Source organism: Paenibacillus sp. FSL R7-0302 (genome assembly GCF_038006885.1).
In the GTDB taxonomy this organism is placed as follows: domain Bacteria; phylum Bacillota; class Bacilli; order Paenibacillales; family Paenibacillaceae; genus Paenibacillus_AQ.
Map to the genome: position 1 here is coordinate 3976051 of NZ_JBBOWB010000001.1, position 24915 is coordinate 4000965.

General features: G+C 52.3%; 23 protein-coding genes and 1 other RNA gene. 10 read left to right on the top strand and 14 right to left on the bottom strand.

Annotated features, from left to right (window positions below; translation table 11 throughout):
• Nucleotides 1–137 precede the first annotated feature (137 nt).
• Complete coding sequence (cimA, locus tag MKY96_RS17335; protein ID WP_340941917.1) at nt 138–1757, top strand: citramalate synthase; 1620 nt, start codon at nt 138–140, stop codon at nt 1755–1757.
• Nucleotides 1758–1852: 95 nt separating this feature from the next.
• Here cimA and MKY96_RS17340 read toward each other — a convergent pair whose 3' ends face one another.
• From MKY96_RS17340 to MKY96_RS17355, 4 genes are all read right to left on the bottom strand, one after another.
• A complete protein-coding gene (locus MKY96_RS17340) occupies nt 1853–2413 on the bottom strand; it encodes a TlpA family protein disulfide reductase (RefSeq protein ID WP_036725194.1) in 561 nt (186 codons plus the stop codon).
• A 374-nt stretch (nt 2414–2787) separates the two neighbouring features.
• Nucleotides 2788–3537 carry an exonuclease domain-containing protein gene (locus MKY96_RS17345; protein ID WP_036725197.1) on the bottom strand — a complete coding sequence of 250 codons (750 nt, stop codon included), beginning with the start codon at nt 3535–3537 and terminating at the stop codon, nt 2788–2790.
• A complete protein-coding gene (locus MKY96_RS17350) occupies nt 3534–4607 on the bottom strand; it encodes a DUF294 nucleotidyltransferase-like domain-containing protein (RefSeq protein ID WP_340944609.1) in 1074 nt (357 codons plus the stop codon). The genes MKY96_RS17345 and MKY96_RS17350 overlap by 4 nt, the downstream gene beginning before the upstream one ends.
• 39 nt (nt 4608–4646) lie before the next feature.
• Nucleotides 4647–6041 (bottom strand): ammonium transporter, encoded by a 1395-nt coding sequence (locus MKY96_RS17355; protein WP_036725199.1) that lies wholly within the window; start codon nt 6039–6041, stop codon nt 4647–4649.
• Nucleotides 6042–6604: 563 nt separating this feature from the next.
• Between MKY96_RS17355 and MKY96_RS17360 the strand changes: the two genes are divergently transcribed.
• Nucleotides 6605–7036, top strand: coding sequence for a MerR family transcriptional regulator (locus MKY96_RS17360; protein ID WP_036725200.1), 432 nt, complete (start codon nt 6605–6607; stop codon nt 7034–7036).
• A 34-nt stretch (nt 7037–7070) separates the two neighbouring features.
• Nucleotides 7071–7748 (top strand): zinc metallopeptidase, encoded by a 678-nt coding sequence (locus tag MKY96_RS17365; RefSeq protein ID WP_445321996.1) that lies wholly within the window; start codon nt 7071–7073, stop codon nt 7746–7748.
• Between the two features lie 35 nt (nt 7749–7783).
• Here MKY96_RS17365 and MKY96_RS17370 read toward each other — a convergent pair whose 3' ends face one another.
• Both MKY96_RS17370 and MKY96_RS17375 read right to left on the bottom strand, forming a co-directional pair.
• A complete protein-coding gene (locus MKY96_RS17370; protein WP_340941920.1) occupies nt 7784–8701 on the bottom strand; it encodes a LysR family transcriptional regulator in 918 nt (305 codons plus the stop codon).
• A 14-nt stretch (nt 8702–8715) separates the two neighbouring features.
• Complete coding sequence (locus MKY96_RS17375; protein WP_340941921.1) at nt 8716–9342, bottom strand: rhomboid family intramembrane serine protease; 627 nt, start codon at nt 9340–9342, stop codon at nt 8716–8718.
• 112 nt (nt 9343–9454) lie between these two features.
• On the opposite strand from MKY96_RS17375, the gene tpx reads away from it, so the two are divergent.
• Nucleotides 9455–9973, top strand: a complete 519-nt coding sequence (gene tpx / locus MKY96_RS17380; protein ID WP_036725207.1) for a thiol peroxidase — start codon at nt 9455–9457, stop codon at nt 9971–9973.
• A 194-nt stretch (nt 9974–10167) separates the two neighbouring features.
• Here the strand turns inward: tpx and MKY96_RS17385 are convergent, their stop codons facing one another.
• From MKY96_RS17385 to MKY96_RS17395, 3 genes are all read right to left on the bottom strand, one after another.
• Nucleotides 10168–10557: a DUF1499 domain-containing protein gene (locus MKY96_RS17385; protein ID WP_036725209.1), complete on the bottom strand. Its 390-nt coding sequence runs from the start codon at nt 10555–10557 to the stop codon at nt 10168–10170.
• A gap of 149 nt (nt 10558–10706) precedes the next feature.
• Nucleotides 10707–10898: non-coding RNA, 6S RNA (ssrS, locus tag MKY96_RS17390), on the bottom strand.
• Nucleotides 10899–11002: 104 nt separating this feature from the next.
• Complete coding sequence (locus MKY96_RS17395) at nt 11003–11851, bottom strand: YesL family protein (RefSeq protein WP_340941922.1); 849 nt, start codon at nt 11849–11851, stop codon at nt 11003–11005.
• A gap of 179 nt (nt 11852–12030) precedes the next feature.
• On the opposite strand from MKY96_RS17395, the gene MKY96_RS17400 reads away from it, so the two are divergent.
• On the top strand, nt 12031–12126 hold the full coding sequence (locus tag MKY96_RS17400; protein WP_036702210.1) for a hypothetical protein: 96 nt from the start codon (nt 12031–12033) through the stop codon (nt 12124–12126).
• 74 nt (nt 12127–12200) lie between these two features.
• Here the strand turns inward: MKY96_RS17400 and MKY96_RS17405 are convergent, their stop codons facing one another.
• Nucleotides 12201–13868 carry a DEAD/DEAH box helicase gene (locus MKY96_RS17405; RefSeq protein WP_036725212.1) on the bottom strand — a complete coding sequence of 556 codons (1668 nt, stop codon included), beginning with the start codon at nt 13866–13868 and terminating at the stop codon, nt 12201–12203.
• 326 nt (nt 13869–14194) lie between these two features.
• Here MKY96_RS17405 and MKY96_RS17410 point away from each other — a divergent pair, with 326 nt between their 5' ends.
• From MKY96_RS17410 to MKY96_RS17425, 4 genes are all read left to right on the top strand, one after another.
• Nucleotides 14195–15022, top strand: coding sequence for a YitT family protein (locus MKY96_RS17410; protein WP_340941923.1), 828 nt, complete (start codon nt 14195–14197; stop codon nt 15020–15022).
• Between the two features lie 175 nt (nt 15023–15197).
• On the top strand, nt 15198–15386 hold the full coding sequence (locus MKY96_RS17415) for a hypothetical protein (RefSeq protein WP_171718441.1): 189 nt from the start codon (nt 15198–15200) through the stop codon (nt 15384–15386).
• Nucleotides 15387–15627: 241 nt separating this feature from the next.
• Nucleotides 15628–16857: a putative glycoside hydrolase gene (locus MKY96_RS17420; protein ID WP_340941924.1), complete on the top strand. Its 1230-nt coding sequence runs from the start codon at nt 15628–15630 to the stop codon at nt 16855–16857.
• A gap of 134 nt (nt 16858–16991) precedes the next feature.
• Nucleotides 16992–18347, top strand: a complete 1356-nt coding sequence (locus MKY96_RS17425) for an MATE family efflux transporter (protein ID WP_340941925.1) — start codon at nt 16992–16994, stop codon at nt 18345–18347.
• A 57-nt stretch (nt 18348–18404) separates the two neighbouring features.
• On the opposite strand, the gene MKY96_RS17430 is transcribed toward MKY96_RS17425, so the two are convergent.
• The 4 genes from MKY96_RS17430 to MKY96_RS17445 form a co-directional block, all read right to left on the bottom strand.
• Complete coding sequence (locus MKY96_RS17430) at nt 18405–18665, bottom strand: metal-sensitive transcriptional regulator (RefSeq protein ID WP_340941926.1); 261 nt, start codon at nt 18663–18665, stop codon at nt 18405–18407.
• A 16-nt stretch (nt 18666–18681) separates the two neighbouring features.
• Nucleotides 18682–21168 carry a CoA-disulfide reductase gene (locus MKY96_RS17435; protein WP_340941927.1) on the bottom strand — a complete coding sequence of 829 codons (2487 nt, stop codon included), beginning with the start codon at nt 21166–21168 and terminating at the stop codon, nt 18682–18684.
• Nucleotides 21169–21315: 147 nt separating this feature from the next.
• Nucleotides 21316–22287 (bottom strand): 6-phosphofructokinase, encoded by a 972-nt coding sequence (pfkA, locus tag MKY96_RS17440; protein ID WP_036725223.1) that lies wholly within the window; start codon nt 22285–22287, stop codon nt 21316–21318.
• 64 nt (nt 22288–22351) lie between these two features.
• Nucleotides 22352–23434 (bottom strand): tetraprenyl-beta-curcumene synthase family protein, encoded by a 1083-nt coding sequence (locus MKY96_RS17445; protein ID WP_340941930.1) that lies wholly within the window; start codon nt 23432–23434, stop codon nt 22352–22354.
• Nucleotides 23435–23627: 193 nt separating this feature from the next.
• On the opposite strand from MKY96_RS17445, the gene MKY96_RS17450 reads away from it, so the two are divergent.
• A complete protein-coding gene (locus MKY96_RS17450; protein ID WP_340941932.1) occupies nt 23628–24872 on the top strand; it encodes an MFS transporter in 1245 nt (414 codons plus the stop codon).
• Nucleotides 24873–24915 lie beyond the last annotated feature (43 nt).

The window sequence follows — 24915 nt, forward strand, 5'->3', positions numbered from 1 at the left end:
GCGGGAGGTCAACTTGCCGGAGAGGCGCTTCGTGACAGCGGGGAGAAAAGTTCTTTGTTACTTTCCCGCGTAAAAATGCTATAATATAAAAATTAATTTCCTTTGCGAAGGCTAATAACACTTTTAGGAGGACACTCATGTCTAAGTCTATCTCCATCTTCGATACTACCCTGCGCGACGGAACACAAGGCGAGGGGATCAGTCTGTCGGCGGATGACAAGCTGAAGATTGCCAGGAAACTCGACGATCTGGGTGTCCATTATATCGAAGGCGGCAATCCGGGAAGCAACAACAAGGATATCGAATTTTTCAAAAGAGTCCAGGAGCTTCATCTGAATGCCAAGATTACCGCATTCGGCAGCACCCGGCGCAAAAACACTGTAACCGAGCAGGACGAAGGGCTGCAGCGGATGATTAACGCTGGCGTTCCGGCGGCTACCCTGGTGGGCAAATCGTGGGATTTCCATGTTCACACTGCCCTGCAAACGACCCTGGAAGAAAACCTGGCCATGATCGGCGACTCCATCTCTTATCTGAAGCACAAGGGACTTGAGGTCATCTTCGATGCTGAGCATTTCTTCGACGGCTTCAAGAACAACCCCGAATACGCCGCCGCTGTTCTCACCCGTGCCCGCGAGGCCGGAGCAGACTGGCTGGTGATGTGCGATACGAACGGCGGCACCCTGCCGCATGAGATTCATGATATTGTGACAAGCATCGGTGTGCTGCTCCCGGAAGCATCGCTCGGTATTCATACACATAACGATTGTGAGCTTGCAGTTGCCAACACCCTGAGCGCAATCGGCGCCGGTGCCCGGCAGGTTCAGGGGACCATTAACGGCTACGGTGAGCGCTGCGGCAATGCCAACCTGTGTTCCATCATTCCCACACTTCAGCTTAAGATGGGCTATCACTGCATCCCTGGCGATTCCCTGCCGCAGTTAACCAACACGGCCCGGTTCATCAGCGAGGTTGCCAATGTGAATATGCCGGTGAATCAGCCTTATGTCGGCACAGCCGCCTTCGCCCACAAGGGCGGCATCCACGTATCTGCCATTTTGCGTGATTCGCGGACGTACGAGCATATCGCTCCTGAGCTGGTCGGCAATAAGCAGCGTGTGCTGGTCTCCGAGCTTGCCGGACAGAGCAATGTGCTGTCCAAGGCGCAGGAGATGGGCCTCAGCCTTGATCCAAGCAGCGAGCAGGCGCGCAAGGTGATTGACAAGATCAAGAATCTTGAACACCAGGGGTATCAGTTCGAAGGCGCGGATGCTTCGCTTGAATTGCTGCTCCGGGAAGCGACCGGCGAGATGAATGAGCTGTTCACCTTCGAGTCGTTCAAGATGCTGGTTGAGAAGACCGCCGGCCGCCCTGTCGTCTCCGAGGCCTTCGTCAAGCTGAAGGTCGGCGGCGAGAGCCTGTACACCGCCGCCGAAGGCAACGGACCGGTCAACGCGCTGGATAACGCACTGCGCAAGGCGCTTCAGACCTACTTCCCGCAGCTCAAGGATATGCACCTCTCCGACTACAAGGTCCGTGTGCTGGATGAACAGGACCAGACTGCCGCGAAGGTGCGCGTGCTGATTGAATCCAAGGATTATAGCGACACCTGGAACACGGTAGGCGTGTCCAGCAATGTGATCGAAGCGAGCTGGGAGGCCCTGGTCGATTCCATGCGTTATGCCCTTCTGGGACAGATCTCACTGGAGCAGGACATCCAGACCAGCAATGAACCGAGAGGTCTGGTCAATCACTGACCTCCTTGGCTTCGCTCCATGCACTCCAAAAAGCCCTCCGCTGCGGAACTTAATCCGCGCAGGAGGGCTTTTCACTACGCGGCTGATCGCCGGTGCTAAGAGCCGGTCAGCGCAATAATTTTTTTCTCCAATTCCTCTGCGCTCAGGACCCCAAGAATAATCTCGCTGATGACCCCGTTCTTATCAATCAATACATTGGTCGGGAACACCGCCCCGTTATACTTGTCGAAGATCTGGCCCTTCAGATCATACATCACCGGAAAGGTCAGCATGTACTTCTTGACGAAGCGTTCCGCATTGGGCTTGTAATCCTGGCTGGTCACGTTAATTCCATATACATCCAGCACCTTGCTGTATTTCATAGCCAGCTTATTCAGCTCAGGAGCCTCCTGCCGGCAAGGATCGCACCAGGAGGCCCAGAAGTTAAGAATCACCGGCTTCTCCCTTGCCCCATCGACGCCATATTGCTTATCCCCTTCCTGCACTGTAAAAGGAGGCGCCTTGAGTCCGGCAGATGCACCAGTCTCCGGTTCCGCCGTCTGCTGCAGGACCGCAACCGCCTTAGGCTCCGATTTTACTTTATGTTCTATGGCAAGAACGGCCAGAAAAACAATCAAGGCCAGAATCGTTACATTCCGTTTATGGACTGCTTTCATAGAGTTCAGATCCTTTACATGGAGGATTTTCCTCTATTGTACCCCCACTTGCTCCAGTTTCAAACGTAATCATAAAAAAAGAGGATTCCGTCAAAGACGAAATCCCATGAAGAGAGAGGGGTAAAGCTGACAGCGGTCCAGGGAAGCCCCCGGCTGTTCAGACCGGACTCATCCGTACAGCAGAGGCTGGGGAAGCTTCTGCTGCCCGGCTGCCGCAGGAGACCTGCGGGCAGCTGCTGGCGCTGCCGCAGCGGGCGGCATGTGTATTGGCCTAAGGCCGATACGCAACGTAGCGCCTGACCCGCCGCCTTCCTGATATACCTTAATTAGTCCCCGCTTTGCACTGCAATCCGGCCAGTCTTACACAATAACCCTCATGTCCTGCTTAGATAGGCGTACAAGTCGCCTAACGTATCTACCTGATTCTTTTGTAAGATCTGGCGGATGTAAGCTACCCACAGCTTCGCCGTCATCTTGGCATCCTCCAGCGCATGATGGCGGCCCTCAATGGGAATCTCATGAACCGCCAGCAGCTCATCCAGCGTGTAATTGCTTCGGTGCGGCTCCAGCCAGCGGGCCAGCATCATCGTATCCAGCACCCGGTGGGTTAACTGCACCTTGGAGGTCTTCCATAGGGCGGCATTCAGGAACGCCTTGTCATGGGCACTTCCGTGCGCCACCAGCACCCGCTGGCCGACGAAGGACATGAAGTTATGCAGGCCGTCCATCAGCGGCGGAGCAGAGGAGGTCATCTCTGCTGAGATTCCGGTCAGTCTCGTAATATTGTCCGGAATCGTTGCCCCACAGTTCACCAGTGTATAGAAGCATTCCTCTGCCTTGATCTCTTCCCCGACCACCCGGATTGCGCCGATGGACATAATCTCATCCCCGCCCTGGTGGGAGAAGCCCGTAGTCTCCAGATCGAATATCACCGTCTCCAGTTCAGACAGCGGAGTATGCAGCACCTCGGGACGCCGTTTCTCGCGCATCAGAGAACGGATAAAGGCCATTTGCTGGGCTGTCTGCTGCGCCGATTCTCCGCCTCTCATGGAAGCGATGGCGGAGGGCATTCCGCCTTGCCGCAGATTATTCCAGAATCCTCCGCCTTTGCTCGGCTCCTTCATAGCTGTCTCCTTTCCGCTGACCGGAGCTGCCGCTGCAGCGCCTTATGCAGGCGCCGGATCAGCAGCAGGCTTTCCCGCAGCTCCGCCCGGAGCTGCTTATTCTTCAGATCATTCTCCGCATAATAATCACTGCTCACGAGCAGGCCGTCCGTCACCGTAAACGGCGTGTTCACCCGCATTCTGAGCGCCGTCAGACAAGCGCGCCTGATCTCTTCCAGATGCTGATACTGCTCCAGCTTAGCCAGCTCATCCAGCCGCTTCAGTGTCGAAGTTGCTTCGATTCCGTGCAGCAGCGACAAATGCCTGACAATATTGACAAGCGGAATGTAGAGGCCGTATTTGACATCGAAGCCGCCGGCATTATCACCGAACCGTTCCGTGAGCACCTGCCCCAGCAGATTCAGCGTTGCTTTATGACGCACCGTATTGCGCAGTACCGCCATCGTCAATTTGCTGTTATCTGTGAATCCGGCATGCAGGGCTTCCCGCCACTGCGCAGACAGCGCCTCACTTCCCGCTACATGACGCATATCCGAAGCAATAATCAGGTACCGGACAGGCTCCCATTCGAGTTGCTCCATCCAGTCAGCCAACTGGCGCTTCCAGTCTGCCAGTGACTTCCGCCAGAGCGGCTCAGAGCACATGACCCTGCCCTCGCATTTCTCATAGCCAATCGCCTCAAGCATATCCGACAGCATGCTGCCAAAAGCTTCGAAATACCTTTTCCGCTCACCCTCCAGCGCTTCCTCTACAATTAAGCCGTTATCCTGATCGCTCCACAGCGTAGCCTCCTGCCGGCCCGCACTGCCGAATACAATAAAGGAATAGGCGCAGGGAGGCAGGCCGTAGCCCGCCTCCTTCATCTGCGCCTCACATATGCGTACCGCCGTCCCGGCAAGCTGGTCATGCATCGCATTGACCCGGTGCATCCATTCCTGAACGGGAATCACACTCAGCTGCTCCAGCAGCACTTGTTGGCATGCGGTACGCCTCGCCTTAAGCTCCTCCGGCGAACCGGCTGTTACGATGGACAAGTAACTTTCTTCTTCGTTCCAATCTGCTGCCTCCATCGAAGCCACTCGGTCCGCCTCCCTGCCTGAGTATAAATATTAGTGTTTGAGGGTTTTGGATTCTGATTCACTAATCAGCTTCATTTGCTCAGGATAACCGTACGTACCATGCTCACTGATATCCAGACCCATCAATTCTTCTTCTTCCGTTACACGGATACCCATAACCATCTTCATTACATACAGGATGACGAAGGACATCACAGCTACGAACACGAAGGTTCCGACTACACCCAGTGCCTGCACGCCGAGCTGATGGAAGCCGCCGCCGTAGAACAGACCTGCTTTACCTACAAGTGCGCCTTGTTCAATCAGATCAGGTGCTGCGAAGAGGCCTGTAGACAACGCCCCCCACATACCGGCGATACCATGTACAGAGAAAGCATAGATCGGATCATCCAATCCTGCACGCTCCAGCCACTGCGAGGTCATGAAGGTGAAGGCACCGGCAATGAGACCGATAATAATGGCTGCCCAAGGCTCTACGAAGGCACAGGCACCGGTGATGGCAACCAGAGCTGCCAGTACGCCGTTAAGCATGGCCGGAATATCGGATTTACCGAAGTACAGCCAGGAAGCTGCCAGTGCTGCCAGACCGCCTGCTGCCGCTGCAATGTTCGTAGTCAGCGCTACGTGTCCGAAGAATCCGCCCATAGGGGACAACGCGCTGCCTGGGTTGAAGCCGAACCAGCCAAACCAGAGAATGATAACCCCAAGGACAGTGAAGACCTGGTTATGACCCGGAATAATAACCGGCTTGCCTTCTTTGTTGAATTTGCCAAGACGGGGCTTGAGGAGAATGGTTGCCACTACAGCCGCCGTTGCACCTGTAAGATGGACTACTGTAGAACCTGCATAATCCTGCATGCTCAGCTCTGCCAGCCAGCCGCCGCCCCATACCCAGTGAGCGACAACCGGATAAATTACAACCGAGAAGAGAATTCCGAAGATAATATATACGCTAAGCTTAGCACGTTCAGCCATACCGCCGGATACAATCGCCAGGGAGACTGCGGCAAATGCCATTTGGAACAGGAATTTCGTATTTAGTGTTACATCGGAGAAGGCCAGGGATTCGAATGCAGAGGCTGTTGAATCGCCGCCGTAGAAGAAGCCTGTAGTTCCGAAGAAGCTGTTGCCGTTACCGAAGCCAAGGCCAAAGCCCAGTGCCCAGAAGCACAAGCTTGCAATCGCCAGTGTCAGTACCGTCTTACCAGCCACGTGACCGGCATTCTTCATCCGGACCGAACCCGCCTCAAGTAATGCAAATCCTGATTGCATGAAGAACACAAGGATAAATGCCAGGAACGTAAATGCAGTGTCGAGTCCAATCTGCAGATCCGGTGCTGCCGGACCCTCAGCCGCGAAGGCGCTGACCGGATAGATCATTAGTGTAATCATACCCAGGAACATCATCAACATCTTTTTTTTCATAGTGTACCCCACTCCCCAATGTTATATTTTCTAACAAAGCGTGAAACTCTTAATGTCATTATAATCAGAAGTCAGGTAAATTGACAAGACTATTTTTTTGAATGCTCTAATTTAATTCTGGAAGCTGTACCATTCTTCACTCAAGGACCACTCCCGAGCATGATTACCGGTAACCCGCCAGGACTAGCGTGCTTCCTTACGTACCTATTATGCAAACGCATACAGTCAACAGAGCTTTCCCCCTAGGTTGCATACTGTATTTTTATTAATGTCTATTAGTAAACATGCCTTTTATTATCCTTTGATCACACCACTCCGCACTCTCCGCCCACCGCGATCCTGATGATTTACAGATGACCTGGGCGCTCAATTATGTAACACGCCATGTCATGTTTAACATGACTTCTTATCCTCTAAGGGGTATTTTCGCTTTGATTGCCTCCCCAGCATCTTTATGAAAAGTCAGCATATACTTTAAAGTAAGCGTCACGTTTGACTGTACGGTTTCCAATTTGATATGATTATTTTACGCAGGAAATAGCGAGGTGAGATAACTTGGAGATATGACCCTTTACCGGATCGGAGAGCTGGCCAAGGCGGCCGGCATCAGTGAACGTACCATTGATTATTATACGAAGCTTGGACTGATAACACCGGAATCCAGGAGCATGAAGAATTACCGGCTCTACAGTCATGAAACCTTAGTCGTTCTGCAACGTATTAATCAGCTTAAGCAAGAGAAATATACATTGGAAGAAATCAAATCCCTGATGGGCAAGTGGAATGCAGCCACACCTGAGGCTGAGGTCTCCGGCAAGCTGGTCCAGCTTGAGCTTCAGATGCAGCAGCTGGAACGGGAAGTGAAGGCCCTGGAGCCCGTGATAAGCGGTTTGAAGCCGGGCCAGGCTAACCGGGCACTGGCAGCACTGATTCCTCAGGGCGTCGCCTGTATGGAAGCGATCCGGCTTCTGCTGACGCAGGGGCCGCCAATGTAACAGCTTGTAATTTATAATGGAGGAATGAGCACATATGATGCCACTAATGTATGTATTGTTAGCTGTCGCTTTTATCTTTTCTCTATGGGCCCAGTTCAGGGTCAAGGGCAATTTCAAGAAATGGGCCAAGGTGCCGAACATGAACGGCTTGACAGGTTATGAAGCTGCCCGGCGCATGCTGGATGCCAACGGACTCTACGATGTTCCCATTGAACCGGTTCAGGGAACCCTTACAGACCACTACGACCCGATTAACCGCGTTGTGCGGCTGTCGGAGCCTGTATATTATGAAAGCTCCATCGCAGCAGTCTCCGTCGCTTGTCACGAGATCGGCCATGCAATTCAGCACAAGGAGCATTATCCGATGCTGGCGCTCCGCCACCGGATGTTCCCGGTCGTGAACTTCGCCTCCGGGGTCGCCCCCTTCATGCTGCTGGCAGGCTTTATCTTCAGCTCGTTCAACCTTATCGGGCTCGGCATTATCTTCTTCTCTGCCGCAGTAGCCTTCCAGCTCGTCACGTTGCCCGTTGAATTCAACGCCAGCAGCCGCGCGCGCCAGATTATGGTACAGCAGGGCTTCATCCGTAATGATGAAGAGCGCGGCGTAGCCAAGGTCCTGAATGCCGCAGCGCTCACCTATGTGGCAGCAGCACTGGTATCCCTGATCGAGCTGATCCGCCTGATCCTGATGTTCCTCGGTAACCGCGATTAAGATCTATATCACTACACAGACAATACCCCGGTAGGCTATGAGCCGACCGGGGTATTGTCTGTGTGTCTGTCTTTGAAATAGGTAAGCAGGAAGTTACGGAAGGACTGGGCGACCAGCGGCAGCTTGCCTTCCGCCCGGTGAATCAGCCCGACGGTTCTGGTAATCGTAGGCTCCACCACCCGGACCTGTGCAGGCTGCATCGGGTTGGTCTGGTAGAGCGCCATCTCCGGCAGCAAGCTTACCCCCATCCCGGCGGCTACCAGACCGCGGATCGTATCGGTCTCCCCGCCTTCAAAAGCAATCTGCGGCTTGAACCCTGCCGCAAGGCAGGCCTGCCACACAATCGGCCGCAGCGAGTAGCCTTGGCTGAACAATACGAACTTCTCGTCCCGCAGCTGCTCCAGCCGGATCACTTCCCTGCTTGCAAGCGGATGATTCTGCGGCAGAATGGCGAACAGCTCCTCGGTCATTACGATATCTCCGGCCACATGCCCTACATTCTCCGGGAACGGCGAGATGAATGCCAGATCCACCTCCCCAGAGATAACATCCTTGATTAAGGAAGGATAGGCTCCCTGCTTGAAGCGGAATTTCACATGGGGATAATGACGGCGGAACTCCGCCACAATGGAAGGAATCAGATGGGTCCCGAGGCTGTGCGGGAAGCCGATGCGGATCTCGCCGCGCTCCGGGTCAAGGAATTCATGCACCTCCGCCACCGACCGGTCGAGTTCATTCAGCACCGACTCCACTCTTTTGCAAAAGAGCTGTCCTACAGGCGTAAGCTGCAAATTCCTTCCCTTCTGCATGAACAGATCCACTCCCAGCTCCTGCTCCAGCTGATGAATCTGGCGGCTTACCGCAGATTGTGCGACATGCAGCTCCTCCGCCGCTCTGGTGACATGTTCCTTCTGGGCAACCTTCAGAAAATACTGCAGCTGTCTAAGCTCCACGATTACACCCTTCCTTATCGCCGTTTTCGTTTGAATATACGGATGATTAGCCCATAGATGAAGAATCCGGCGATCAGGCCGCCGATATGAGCGATATAGTTGATATTTTGAGCAGCAAAGGATACGATAATCCCCATCACCAGAAGTCCGTAAAGCGTCTTGCGCGAGCCCTCATCCATCATCGCCCTCTGGAACACCGCAATGTAGAGGAATGCGCCATAGACGGCGTAGATCGCCCCCGAGGCCCCTACAGAGACAATTCCAATCTCCACATTCCCGCGGCTGCTTATAAGAACCCAAAGCAGATTAGCAATGAAGCCGCCGCCCAGATACAGCAGTGCATAACGCCACCAGCCCATCAGCCGCTCCAGCGGCGGGGCGAACACTAGCAGCGAGAAGCTGTTGAAGAACAAATGGGCGAAGCCGTTGTGAAGGAACATCGCCGTTACGCAACGCCACAGCTCATCCGTTTCAGCACCCACATTGACCGTAGCCCCGTACTCCACAAGTGTATACAGGTTGGTGGAGCCGCCATTCAGGGACAGCACGATGAACATAACCACATTGGCCAGAATCAGCGCACAGGTTACAGGATAATACCGGAGATAGCTTCTCCACTTCTCATACCTTATAAAAATCATAACACCCATCCTTTTATGTATGTTGTCCAGCTCGACATCCAGCTTCTAAAAAGATTATAATTTATTCTGGCAGGTACATGCCAATAATGCAATTCAAGGAGGAAACAAGGACATGACGCAAGAAAGAACAGGCGTAGCCACTTTTAAGGGCAACCCCATTACTCTGGTAGGCCCGCAGCTGAAAGCCGGAGATTCCGCGCCGCAATTCACGGTAAGCAAGAATCTTCTGGAAGATGTTACACTTACAGATTACGCTGGCAAAATCAAGCTGATCAGCGTTGTACCTTCCCTGGATACCGGTGTGTGCGATGCGCAGACCCGCCGCTTCAACAGTGAAGCTGCCGGTCTTGGCGATGATGTGGTCATCCTCACCATCAGCACAGATCTTCCTTTCGCCCAGGCCCGCTGGTGCGGCGCCGCAGGCATCGACAGTGTAATCACCCTGTCCGACCACAAAGAGACTTCCTTCGGACAAGCCTACGGCGTCCTGATTAAGGAATTCCGCCTCGACATGCGCTCCATCTTCGTTGTAGACAAGAACGACACTTTGGCTTATGTCGAGTATCTCGGTGAAATGGCTGAGCACCCGGACTACGAAGCGGCGATTTCCGCAGTTAAAGCTCTGCTCTAGGCTTAAACGGACAGCACTGATATGTTATACAGCATCCAAGCCTATAAATGTACATTTTTGAAAAAAAGCGGCAGAAGGTCATCCTTCTCCGCTTTTTGCGTATGATGATCAATAAGGATATCCGTGCCCGGAACGGGCTGTCCCACTCGCGGAAACCGCATACAATCCCGGCAATACAAGCCCGAATGCTGTCCTTAATCCACCTTATATTTGCCCAGCTTCTTATCCAGAGACTGGTACAAACGCTGAATGACACGGTAATTGGCACCCAGATCGCCAAGCGACCCTCTGGATGCTGAATATATATCTACGGCACAGCGTACGGGCGTGGTGCTTAACACAGATACGGTAATATCCAGCGAGCGGCCTAACGCCGTTCTTTTCTCCAGGGTAATCTCCCCTACAGACTGCACTTCATGCAAGACCTTATAACCAGGAATTTTCTTCAGCGTTGCGGATACTTCATCCCACGCCTTGTCTCTTGAAAGATTGTAATAACGCGTTTTCAATGCCGGATCTTTGGCACGGTCGCTTGTTCCGTCATGACTGCGAAATAAACCGACCAAGGTTCTTTTCAACGACAAAATTCTTCCCCCTCTTCAAATCCCAAGTTCACTACCCTAAGTGTAACACTCTTGTCCGCGGAACAAAAGGGCATTGCTCACTTTAACCTTGAAAAAGGCACCCTCTACCCGCTGGTGAGCAGGTAACAGGATGCCTTGTCAATTCCATTAGAAAACCCGCCTATGCCGTCCGGCTGCAGTGTCTTCTGAACCTGCTAGAGCAGGTGGGTGACCGCAGAAGTCGTTTTTGAATTCCCCAGGTCATATAGACAGGGCTGTTCAGCCGCGCTTCATGTAGATCTCCCAAGACATTATCATTGGTTCAAAACAACGAGCAACCATAACGTACATCGCAGGATTTATAATCATTATATTGCGTTTTGACGAAAAAGTAAACCTGTATGCGCTTTATTTAACGCCGGGATCATTTTCCGTTGACATTACTGCCCGGATGATCGCAGGAATGTTAAGTCCGCTTAAAATCCTTACCGGTGTCCTTATCTCTGTCGTCTTCATCCTCGTCTTCGTCCTCATCGTCATCATCATCGGTTGGCAGACCTTCATTCTCAGCTGCTTCCAGCGCGGCCTGTTCTTCAGCCAGCTTCTTCTTCTCCACCTGTAGTTGCAGCTTATTATATGTAGCGAAGAAATTAAAGAAGGCGAGCATAGCAATCAGCGTAGGAATACACAGCACATAGAGCACCGGATAACGCAGACCTATATAGAGAAGAACGCCTGAACCAATCAACGTCGAGAACACACGGATCGGCCGGGCGATCGTGAGCAGAATCGAATTGGTTACCACTTCCTTGAACGTCATCTGGTAGTGAACCACGATGGAGAAGAAGTTAAACATCGATACGAACAAAATAATCATCAGCACCAGCATCAGGATACCGACGATCTTGAAATTCGGCATTTGCGTCATGTATACGGTCACATCAACGTACATCACGACAAACAGCAGGGTGTAGATAAGCCCTCCCAGCATGCTTTTCAGATAATTCTCTTTGTATCCCTGAAAAAAAGTGCGGAATGTACTTACATCAGTATTGCCCATTACCCATTTGCGCACCACTGTAAATAACGCCGACGTAGCCGGAAATACAGTGAATGGCGCGAATACGCCAAGTACCCAGTTCAGCATAATCTGCTCATTCGGTCCGCCTGCTCCTGAACCCAGCATGAGGATCTTCATAATTCCTGCGAACAGGAACGGTATCGAACACAATGCCCATAAAATATTGCTGAAGGCGATGCGTGAGATCCATTCCGTGATGCGGTATATACCGCCCATTGCTCCTTTAAACTCCAATTCCCTTCCTCCTGTCTATCTTGTGCATACTGCGTATCTTAACTATACCTGTTTGTACAGGACTTTTCCAGCGCCCAAGTTTACAAGTTCTAGGTAAGTGTCTAAGCAAGCTCTGCAATACGTCCATATATTACATTGTAACCACAACAAATCCCCCATTTTCAAAGGAGGTTGACCTCATGTCTGCACCTGGCTGCTGCAATCCCTGGACTTCCACCGGAACAATTCTCGTGCTCTTCATCCTGCTGGTCATCATCAGCCGTACCTTCATCTAAGTGAATCCACCGCAAAAAAAGAAGACGGGAACCGGTAACGGTTGCTCGTCTTCTTCAAGGTGTCCTGCTAAAGCTTAAGCGTCAAAATCCTGCTTGGCCGGGCGGGTGCTTGTGCTGCTCGGACGCGAGGACGGTCTTCCGTCTGTGTTACGGCTCGCTCCATCACGGTTGCCTTTGTAGCCGCCGCCGTAGCTGCTGCCGCTTCCGCTGTTGCCGCCATAGCCGCTGCTGTAGCCGCCACGGGTGCTTCCGCCGCTGCTGGCGTTGTCACGATTTCCGCGATAGCCGCCGCCGCTTGCATTGTCCCGGTTGCCGCGATAGCCGCCACCGGAGCTAGAACCGGAACCGGAACGGTTGCCGCCATAGCCGCCGTTAGGCTTACGACCGCTGCGGATATCGTTCTTGCCGCCGCGGCGCTTGGCACGGATCGGATCTTCAGGAGTCAGCTCAATTTGCGCATCCTTGTTATCGCCGGTCAGAAGCTTCATAGCTGCGGACAGCAGCTGAACAGAATCATATTGCTCCAGCAATTGAATGGCAATTCCTTTGTATTCGTTCAGTTCGCCAACCTCAACCATTGCCAGCAGACGTTCTGCTGTAATGCGTTGTTTGCCTTCAATAGCCTCAGCCATTGTTGGAAGCGGTTTGCGGGTAATGCGGTGACGGGTCACGCGCTCGATCAGGTGCAGGTGATCCATTTCGCGCGGAGTCACGAAGGACCATGCAGTACCTTCTTTACCGGCGCGGCCTGTACGGCCGATACGGTGTACATAGCTCTCCGGGTCCTGCGGAAGGTCAAAGTTGATTACGTGCGTTACGCCGGATACGTCCAGACCGCGTGCAGCAACGTCTGTAGCTACCAGTACATCAATGCTGCCGTCGCGGAATTTGCGCATTACAGCATCGCGCTGGTTCTGCGACAAGTCGCCATGCAGGCCGTCAGCGGAATATCCGCGCTTCTGCAAGCCTTCTGCAAGCTCGTCTACCCGGCGCTTCGTGCGGCCGAATACAATGGCCAGATCTGGCGATTCCATGTCAATCAAGCGGCTAAGCGCTTCGAATTTCTGGCGTTCAGGCACTTCAACATAAGCCTGGTCGATCAGCGGTGCGCTAATCTGTTTAGGAATTACGGATACATGCTGCGGGTTCTTCAGGAACTGCTGGGCAAGGCGTTGAATGTTAGGAGGCATAGTAGCCGAGAAGAGCATGGTCTGACGTTCTTCAGGAACGAGCTTGAGGATGGTCTGGATATCCTCCATGAAGCCCATATCTAGCATTTCATCGGCTTCATCCAGTACGATCGTCTGAACATCATCCAGGCGGATGGTCTTGCGGTTGATATGGTCCAGGAGGCGTCCTGGTGTACCAATAATAATCTGTGGTTTTCTCTTCAGTCCGCGGATCTGACGGCCGATATCCTGCCCGCCGTAGATTGCCAGTGAACGAAGTCCTTTGAAGCGGGTCAACTTACCGATTTCTTCAGCGACCTGGATGGCCAGCTCACGTGTTGGCGTCATTACCAGTGCCAGAATCTTCTCTTCTTCTCTTGCGATCTTGGAGATGAGGGGAATCCCGAAGGCTGCGGTCTTACCTGTACCCGTCTGTGCCTGTCCGATAAGATCCGATCCGGCCATAGCAAGCGGGATAGCCTGCTCCTGGATTGGTGTTGCTTCCTCAAATCCTAGCTCTGTGATTGCTTGAAGTACTTTTGGCTCCAAGCCGAATTCTGCGAATGTTTTCAAATTATTCATGCTCCTTCTATACAGTGGACATTCCACATGCTTGTCTGTATTCTTAAGTAGCGGTAAACACATTTATAGGCTGTCCAATCATGCCGGATTTTCTGCATGGTTTAGCGCGTATTGGGACAAACAACTGTCCTATGATCAGGCCACTACATACACCTGACAATTGTAGCTTCGCATTCTAAGCAATGCAAAAATACCATTGTAACGTCCTACTCAAGAATATCCTATACATTATATCACAAACCCAATCAGGAATACCAGTGTATTCCTTACTTTCATTACTTACATGACACTCACACTACACTCAGAGGTGAATTTGCTTGGTTAAACTAAGATTATTCGGGAGCTTTCTTGCCGTTCTCTTCGGTTCAGCGATGATCGCAAGCGGCTTTAATCTGTTCCTGATCCCCCACAGACTGCTCAGCGGAGGCGTATCCGGCCTCGCCATGCTGGCCGGTTATTTCACTCCTTTTAACATCAGCTTACTCTATTTACTCTTCAATATCCCGCTGCTCGCTGCCGGTTGGTTCCAGCTCGGCCGGAGATTTATCATTCTGAGCATTGTCTCTGTAGGGGCAACAACCTGGATGATGACAGTGGTACCAGTCTTTCAGGTATCGTCGGATATGCTGCTTGCCTCTGTGTTCGGAGGGGTGCTCGTAGGTGTCGGGGCTGGTGTGTCCTTCCGGGTAGGCGGCTCCTCGGGCGGCTTCGATATTCTGGGCTCCATTATAACACGGTACCGGGATTTCCCGGTAGGCAGTGTGCTGGTCGGCCTCAATGGTCTCGTCATTCTTGCTGCGGCTTATTTTGACGACAACTGGAATCTGGCGCTTGCCTCGATGGTCTCCATTTACGTCACCGGCAAGGTGGTCGACCTGATTCATATCAGCCACATCAAAGTTACCGTGTACATCATCACCAACCGGACTGACGAGCTGCTGCAGCAATTGCTGGGCCTTCAGCGCGGCGTTACAAAATTTAAGACAGAAGGTGCTTATTCTCATGTAGAACGGGACATGCTAATGACAGTGACCACACGGTATGAGCTTGCAGAACTGAAACGCATTATTAAAACAAGCGACCCGCAGGCTTTTGTAAATATTGTTGAGACTGTCGGTGTAATGGGCTCTTTCCGCAAACGGTAATTCATAAGAAAATGCTTATCCGTTCAAATTATGTTATATTATAGCTACGCAGGACCTTAACAATTTCATGAAGATTGTGATTTACCCTCTTTTTTCCAGGCACTTCGTTTTTCCGGGTGGACCCTGAATTCTGATTCAGTTCGATTCGAAAAAGGAAAGGGTGATTTTTGTGGAAATGGAAACGGTAAAACTGTCAGCAATCGTCATGAGGTGGTATCCGGATATGATACCGTTCCTGAAGCAGGACGAACTCAATTCTGTAATCGTACTGCGTGACGGTCTGAGTATTCTGGAACCGGCAGATGCCATGGATATCATCCATTACAGCATTTGCGAGCATCAGAATTCTGCGTATCTTCATTAAGCAAGCTGCCCTAAAGAGCAAGTTGTAATAGTTGCCGTCCTGGTCATTGGCCTTCGTGCCAGTCCGGGGCGGCATTTACTTTTATAATCAGCGGTTCAAAATCTGTACATCCCGTTTATAAACAACAAGAGCGGAAATATGACCTCAAAAAATTACGGGTATTGTTACAAGTCTGTTCTTTTTGGGTGCATCCGTTACCTTATACTTTATAAGGAATGTACATAAAGGGAGCGAATAAGAAATGAATATCACCTGGGCTTTACTGATGATGGCCCTGGGAGGCGTAGGTGTCCCGAATCAAGGACATGAAGCCGATGTGGCAGCAGTACTGCAGAGCGCCATGAATCCCCCCATCGTCGCAGAACACACCACTAATCCGGACGCAGCAGCATCACCGAACGGGGGCGGTACTGCCTCTCCTTCACCTTCACCAGGCGCATCGCCGGAGACAGCACTTCTTGCCGATCCGCAGCCGGATGCTCCCAAGGTTAAAGGGATATACGTGACTGCCTACAGCGCCGGGGGTGCACGGATGGAGACCCTGCTTGCCCTGCTGGACAAGACTGAGCTCAACTCCATGGTTATCGATATTAAGGATGATGCCGGATACATCACCTACAAGACGGACAATGCTGAGCTTCAGCAAATGGGACATCCACAGCCGTTCATAGGTGATATCAACAAGCTGATGACCCGCCTGAAGGAGCATGATGTCTACCCGATTGCGCGGATCGTAGTATTCAAGGATTCTGTGCTCGCCAAAAAGAACAAGGAATTATCCTTCGTGAACAAAGACGGCTCGGTCTGGGCCAACAAAGGCGGAGACAGCTTCGTCAATCCTTATAATGAAAATGTATGGAAGTATAACGTAGATATTGCCAAGGAGGCCGTTAAGCTCGGGTTCAAAGAAATCCAGTTTGACTATGTGCGCTTCCCTGAAGGCTTCGAGAAGCGTGCGGACACTCTGAAATACACGAAGAGCGACAGACCGCGCGTGGAAATTATCGCTGACTTTGTTAAGTATGCCAAAGCTGAGCTGGCACCGCTGGGAGTTCGGATCTCTGTGGATATCTTCGGCTATGCCGCCTCGGTACCTGCCGCAGAAGGTATCGGCCAGGATTTCGTGAAGATCTCCAAGAATGTCGATGTCATCAGCCCGATGGTCTATCCGAGCCATTATTCCACTGGCTGGTTCGATGTGAAGGACCCGGACAAAGACCCTTATGCTACCATTAAGGGCTCAATGGTCGATACACACAAGAAGCTGAATCCGCTAGGCAGCTTCAAACCGGTAATCCGCCCATGGATTCAGGATTTCACCGCCAGCTGGCTGGGCAGCGGGCATTATGTCAAATACGGCAAGAAGCAGGTTGAAGATCAGATCCGCGCCTTGAAGGATCAGAATATTGACGAATTCCTGCTCTGGAATGCCAACAACCGCTATACGGCCGATGTGAAGTACGACCAATAAGCTTTCTGCAATTATCCAGATGTATCCATAGCCGCATGATATTAGAGAGCCCGGCAGCTGCCGGGCTTTTTACTGGGAATATTTTCACTGGGAATATAAGTATTTAAAATAAAGATAACGGGGCATTGATGATTATGAAACAGACAACTTCCATTAAACAAAAGGCCGGGCAATTCCTGCATATATTGCTTCCGATTCTGATTACTCAGATTGCATTGTCGGCCATTACCTTCTTCGACACCAATATGTCCGGCAAATTCGGCACGAATGATCTGGCCGGCGTAGCCATCGGCACAAGCCTGTGGATTCCGATCCAGACAGGCCTTAGCGGTATTCTTATGGGGATTACACCCATTGTGTCTCATCTCCTCGGCAGCAAGCGGGGTAAGGATGTGGCTAACCAGGTGATGCAGGGCATTTGGCTCTCCCTGATCGTATCCGTGCTCGTGCTGATTCTTGGCAGCCTCGCGCTCACACCGATCCTGAATTTCATGAATCTGGAGCCTGCGGTACGGGATATTGCCTTCCGCTTCCTCGGCGCCATCTCCTTCGGCATTATCCCGCTGTTCGGCTATACCGTTGTCCGCAGCTGTATTGATGCCCTGGGTCAGACCCGTGTCTCCATGTTCATCACCCTGATTGCCCTGCCGGTCAATGTGGGGCTTAACTATCTGCTGATCTTCGGTAACTTCGGCTTCCCCCGCCTTGGCGGAGTTGGCGCAGGCGTAGCCTCTGCGATCACGTATTGGGTCATTTTTCTGATTGCCCTAATCTTTGTCTACCGGGCTGAGCCTTTCCGCAATCTGCAGATTTTCCGTAAATTTCACGCGGTGTCCCTGGTAAGTCTCAAGGAGCTGCTGAAGATTGGTGTGCCTATCGGCTTTTCGATCTTCTTCGAGACGGCGGTGTTCTCGGCTGTAACCCTGCTGATGAGCCGCTTCGATACCATTACAATCGCTGCCCATCAGGCCGCCATTAACTTCGCCTCCACCCTCTATATGATTCCGCTGAGCATCTGCATGAGTCTGACAATTCTCGTCGGCTTCGAGAGCGGCTCCGGCCGGCTGAAGGATGCGCGCCAGTATGGCATTATGGGCATTGGTACGGCGGCTGTCCTCTCCCTGCTCACAGCGCTGGTGCTGCTCTTCGCCGGGAATCATGTCGCCGGACTGTATTCGGATGACCATGAGGTGATCTCGCTGATCCAGCATTTCCTGATCTACGCGATTTTCTTCCAGATCTCCGATGCCATCGCAACCCCGACTCAAGGTGTGCTGCGGGGATATAAGGATGTTAATCCTGCGTTCGTCATCTGCTTCATTGCTTATTGGGTGATCGGCCTGCCCGTCGGATACCTGCTTGCTACTTATACTGAGCTTGGGGCTTACGGCTACTGGATCGGACTCATTACCGGCCTTGGAATCGGCGCAATTCTGTTGCTGGCCCGGCTCGTCAGGGTGCAGCGCAGATTCGCCCCCGGAAAGGTATAATTGACAACAGCCACAGGCAGGGAGTGTTGCGCTCCCTCGTCTGTGGCTGTTATTCGCTTACCGGCTTTTGACAAGCAGCTCTACAGCTTCTTTAATGACTTTATCGGGTGAATTCCCCTGCGCCAGCTCCTCTTGAATGCAGTGCTCCAGATTGTCTCCGATCACGGCACCAATAGAGCGGTCTACGGCTGTTCGGATTGCTGTCAGCTGAGTTACAATCTCACGGCAATCCTTGCCTTCCTCCAGCATTCCGAGTACTCCCCTTACCTGACCTTCGATCCGCTTCAACCGGTTGGTAATAGCTTTATCATACTCCACTGTCATTTAGCCCCCTCTAGATGAATAAGTTCACGCCGGAATCCTCGGCAGCTCCAAGATAGCTGGCAACACCGCCGAAGTCTACACCTTCAATTAATTCCTCCTGCTTGATGCCCATGATGTCCATGCTCATGGTGCAGGCCATCAGCTTAACCCCGGCATTCAGTGCGCCTTGCATCAGATTCTCCAGGGATTCCACATTCTTGCGTCCCATAGTATAGCGGATCAGCTTCGACCCAAGCCCGCCCATGTTCATGCGGGATAAGGGTAGCTTCCGCGTTCCCTTCGGCATCATCATGCCAAACATCCGGTCTAGAGCATTCTTCTTCACCTGCGGAGACTGCCCCCGGCGCAGGATATTAAGCCCCCAGAAGGTAAAGAACATCGTTACCTGCTTGCCCATCGCTGCGGCGCCTGTTGCAATAATGAAGGAAGCAATGGTTTTGTCCAGATCCCCGCTGAAGACAATCATTGTTGTACCTTCAGAGACCGCTGACTGTTCCGCCGGAACTACGGCTCTGTCTGCCGGATCTACTCCCTTACGTATCAACGCCTGAACCTTGCCCCCGGATACATCCACTGATTCCAGTGTGTTCCTTGTCTTGCTGCACCACTGCCTGATATCAGTGGCAAAACCGAAATCCGTTGCAGTAATCTCAACCCGCTGGCCTTCCTCCATTGAGCTTATAGTCTCATATACTTTGAGTATAGGGCCGGGGCACTGTAATCCGCAAGCATCCAGCAGGAGCTGAGGCTTACGGCTGAGCTGTTCGTGGCTATGGACTATACTGGCGGGAGACGGGGCATTCACTTTTAAAGCCGGTGTCTCTCTCTTCCCGGAAATCTCAGCGTTATTCTCCCTTGCCATCGCTGCGTATGTTTTGTACCCTCCGTCAACGTTTCGTACTGCATATCCGTATTGGATTAACATGCGGACAGCAATGTAGCCGCGAAGCCCTACCTGGCAGGACACGGCGATCTCCCGATCCCCGGGAATCTCTGTGAGCCGGCCTCTCAGCTCAGCCAGCGGAATGTTGATGGAACCCGGAATGAAACCGGCTAAACGCTCCGCTTCGTCTCTGACATCAATGATGAGGCCGCCACTACGTGTGAATTCATCCACTTCATGCCATTGCAGATTACGGACGAGTCCCTCCATCAGATTGGAGGCAACATAGCCCGCCATATTGACCGGATCTTTGGCCGAGGAATACGGCGGCGCATACGCCAGCTCCAGATCGGCCAGCTCATCTGCCTTAAGCTTGCTGCGGATCGCGGTGGCAATGACATCTATTCTTTTGTCCACTCCGGCACTTCCGGCCGCTTGTGCTCCATAAATCTCTCCTGTCTGCGGGTTGAACAGCAGCTTAAGCGCTACCGGTGCAGCACCGGGGTAGTAACCGGCGTGGGAATTCGGGTGGATATGCACAGCTTCATAAGGTACCCCAAGCGACTTAAGCGTCTTCTCGTTATTCCCGGTCAGCGCAGCAGTCATATCGAAGATTTTGATAATCGCAGTACCTAATGCTCCCGTATACGAGGCTTGCCGCCCATTGATATGATCAGCGGCCAGACGCCCCTGACGGTTGGCACCCCAGGCAAGGGATACCATGGTATCGAACCCCTGAACACGGTCCTTCACTTCAATGACATCTCCAACAGCATAGATAGCCGGATCACTGGTCTGCAATGAGGCGTTGACCTTAACCGATCCCCGGACGCCCAGCTCCAGCCCGCAGCTCCGTGCCAGGTCATTCTCAGGACTGACCCCAATCGCCAAGATAACCATATCCGTTCTAAGCTCCCCGCCGGAGGAGAGACGGAGCAGGCTGCCTTGCTGTTCAATAGCCTCTACACCCTCATTCATCCGCAGTTCCACCCCGTGCAAACGCATATGCTCTTCCAGCGGACGAACCATCTCCAGGTCAAGCGGGTTCAGAATCTGCTCCCCCCGGTCAATCACAGTGACCTCAAGCCCCCGCTCCCGCAGATTCTCAGCCATCTCAAGACCGATGAACCCTGCACCGATTACAGTGGCATGTCTTGGCTGACGGCTGTCCACATAGGCCTTGATACGGTCTGTATCAGGAATATTCCTTAAGGTGAACAGGTTCTCAGCCTCTGAAATGCCCGGAATCGGGGGAACGATCGGCTTTGCTCCCGGTGAGAGTACTACGATATCATATGGAATCTGCAGTGTCTCGCCTGTTGTAACATTGCGGCAGTGTACCTGCTTACGTTCACGGTCAATCTCTGTCGCCTCGGTAAAGATTCTCACATCAATATTGAAGCGTGCCCGGATTCCAGCCGGTGTCTGCAGAAACAGCTTGTCCCGGGAATCAATACTCTCCCCAATATAATAAGGCAGCCCGCAATTGGCAAAAGAAACATGCTCTCCCCGCTCAAGCATGATAATGTTGTCTTCTTCGTTCAGTCTTCTTAGGCGTGCCGCAGCGGATGCCCCTCCGGCAACTCCGCCGATAATGACTATAGTTCTGCTCATTCTTATTCCCTCCTAATTGTATACCCCTATGGGTATGATATTATACGGGTGGGGGTATACTGTCAACTCAAAAAAGAGCAGCCCCTTCCGGTGATGGAAGGCTTGCTGCTCCGCTGAGAGTTGATGATCCTATAAATTCTGCTGCTTTTACTGGGACAAACGGGAAGCCAGCTCATACAGCTCGATATTGAAATCCTTCTTCGTATTCACTACCTTATCGATATCGGTCAGGGTCAATTCCCCTTTAATGATTCCGCATGCCTTGTCCGATTCGCCTTCGATCAGCTTACGAACCGCGAAATCAGCCAGACGGCTGGCGAGGTTGCGGTCTCCTGGTGTTGGAGTACCTCCGCGCTGAATGTGTCCCAGTACTGTAACACGGGCATCCAGGGAAGCATGGCGGTCTTTGAGTGCCTGAGCAACATCCTCACCCTTGCCGACGCCTTCAGCTACAATGACGATACTGTGACGTTTGCCGCGTGCGAAATTATCCTTCATCCGGTCAGCTACCTCATTCAGGTCATAAGGCATTTCCGGCACCAGAATCGTCTCCGCCCCGGAAGCAAGGCCTGCATGCAGAGCGATATCTCCGCAGTGACGCCCCATAACCTCTACGATGGAGGAACGCTCATGGGATGACATGGTGTCGCGCAATTTATTGATCGCATCCACTACCACGCCAACGGCAGTATCGAATCCAATAGTGTAGTCTGTGAACGATATATCATTATCAATGGTACCCGGCAGAGCCATCGTCTTGATTCCAAGCTTGCTGAGCTTGTTAGCGCCATGGTAAGAGCCGTCTCCGCCGATAACAACCAGACCGTCGATGCCGAGCTCATTCAGAATGTCAGCACCTTTCTGCTGGCCTTCCGGCTTCATGAACTCCAGACAGCGTGCAGACTGCAGAACCGTACCTCCGCGCTGGATGATATCTCCGACACTGCGCAGATCCATCGGGAAAATGTCGCGGTTCAGCAGGCCCTGGTACCCGCGCTGAATGCCGAATACTTCAATTCCGAAGTAGATCGCGCTGCGGACAACCGCACGCACTGCGGCGTTCATCCCCTGGGAGTCTCCACCGCTGGTTAATACTGCGATTTTTTTTACGTTAGACATTCTGTTAGTTCCTCCTTAAATTTGTGCCAGTTTCTCCCCTTACCCGGAGAAGATCCGGCAGCATCTAATACATGTGTTTGCGTATCCAGCGGCTGTTGACGAAGAAGAAGAGTCTGGTCAGCGGACTATTCTTCATCAGCCTCCGGGATACCGAACGGACCTCGCGTTGCTCACTAACCTTGGGATCGGATAAATACAGGGCAAGCAGTCCTTCGATGATCATACGGTGCATGGAGTTATCAGGAAGACCCCGGACATCCTTGCGGGCCCACTCCACAATGGAAGCGATCCGGTTCAGCATCATATCCGTATTCTCATAATAATTGCAGAAATTGAGATCACCGCCGGCCCGGTCTTCATCCTGGTCAATCAGATAATCCAGCATGATATGCAGACCGCACACATGCGGAAAATAAGCAGCACGAATGGATGATGATGCCACTGTGCTTAGCTTAGGATCACAGGATGCCAGAAAAAGCATGAATACACCCAGAGTTGAACCGGTTGCGGCCGCAAATTCATTCCACTGGAGATGAGGCGCGCGGTACCCCTCCTTCTCCCACCATTCCTTGAGGGCAGCTTCTCTAAGCTCCGGGTGAATGTGCTTATAGACCTGAAGATCGGTGTACAGTACAGCCAGATTGTAGACCTCTTCAGCAGCGGCACCGTAGCCGGGTAGCCGGGAGGTCATCTCCTGGCATTTGCGGACCAGTCTGTGCAGGTATCCGCCGTCATTCTGTTCCGTGCGCAGCGCGTAGTAATTCACAGGCTCCGCGCCGGGGGTAACCGCATCCAGCATGGACTTATGCAGCAACCGGAAATCGGCCGGGTCAAGCGAAGTACTGCGGTCACACAGGTTGTCCAAATAATCACTGATCGTCTGATAAGCAACAATTAGCGGAATCAGTATATGTCTCATCGACAAATTGCCGGCGGCATAGATTCCGCCGCCTTCGCAATGAAACTGCTTCGTTTCAATGCTGGCAAGCGCTTGCTTGCGGAGCTCGGGATCGGGAATTCCTTCTGCATCCTTGCGCCAGGAATCGAGACATGATCGCACTTCCGGCAGCACGTACTTATAGACTCTCTTCATGAGTCCAATAGGACCGCGCGGACTACGGTTACGGCCTTGCTCAAATTCATTCAATGACAGTGCCTCCACATTGTTGTCTCCTTATCCAAATCATGATTATTATAATATGCAGAGCGGATTTGTACAAACAACAAAATCACTTTCGCAAACTCTTGAAAGATTCAGAAAATCGATATTATACGAATCCCCCGGCCTCTCCGCTTTATGCTATACTATACTTTTCTATACCCCGAAGGAGTGCACAATCATGAATGCGAGGCGGAGCGGCGGCCAATACAGTGATCAAAACTGGCTGCGATCCTTTATGTTTACGCTGTACGGCACCAGTGTGCTGGTTGTTTCTTATTTCCCGTTATTTTATGCCCACCTGGGCTTCAGCAGTCCGCAAATGGGTCTGCTCTACTCAGTAGGACCGCTAATCTCAATTCTCTCTAATCTGTTCTGGAGTATGATGAGCGACCGGCTGGGTACCGTCCGTAAGATTATGGCCCTCCTGCTTGGAGGCCAGCTGATTACCGCCATTATTCTGGCCAGAGCCACCGATTTCTCAAGTGTCATGCTTATCTTATCCTTTTTCTATTTCTTCTATTACCCAGTTTTTCCACTTGCAGATACTATGGCGATCAAAATTGCCCAGCGCCACGGGCGGAATTTCATTGCCATCCGTGTATTCGGCTCGCTCGGTTACTCCTTCTTCGCCCTTACAATCGGCTATGTACTCCGAACGCTGGGACCTCAGTACAGCGTAGCGATTTGTATTGTGATTGTTGTAACCGCGCTGCTGATTACGATTGGGCTGAAGGATGTGAAGCGAACCGAAGCGGCTCCGCTCTCTGTAGACAAGGAGTCTGCGGACAAACCGCTGAAGGGCGCCGGACTCCGCGAGATTCTCCTGCAAAAGGAAGTGCTGTGGTTCTTCGGCTCTGTATTCCTGCTCGCCATCGGCTACCGGATGAACGAGGCCTTCCTGACGATCAGCCTCAAGGGCATGAATGCAGGAGATGAGATCGTGGGCTGGGCGCTGCTGGCTTCAGCGCTCAGTGAGATCCCCATCTTCTTCCTGCTCAGCAGATATGGCGACAAGTTCAAGGAGCTGCCGCTGCTTGCTTTTGCCAGCCTCATGTTCACGCTGCGCTTTCTGTTCATGTCGCTGGCCCAGGAGCCGGGTACCGTGGTTGCCATTCAGGCCATGCACAGCATTTCGTTCGGCATTTATTATGTAACTGCGGTCCGCTACATCACCCGGATCATCCCTGATCATCTGCGGGCAACCGGAATGGCGCTCTTCACCGTCGTATGGTCCAGCGGCGCAGGTCTGCTCAGCGGCACCTTCGGCGGACTGATCTATCAGGATGCCGGCCGGATTGTATTCTATCTGGTCGCTACCGGCTTCTCGGTTCTGGCCTTCATCGGCTTCCTGTCCAAGCATCTGATGGACCTCGGGGGCGGCACAGACCGTCCGCTGCGGCGTAAGAGCAAGACCCCGCTCTGACTGATTATGGGCGGGGAAGGATATATCCACAGCGGACGTAAAT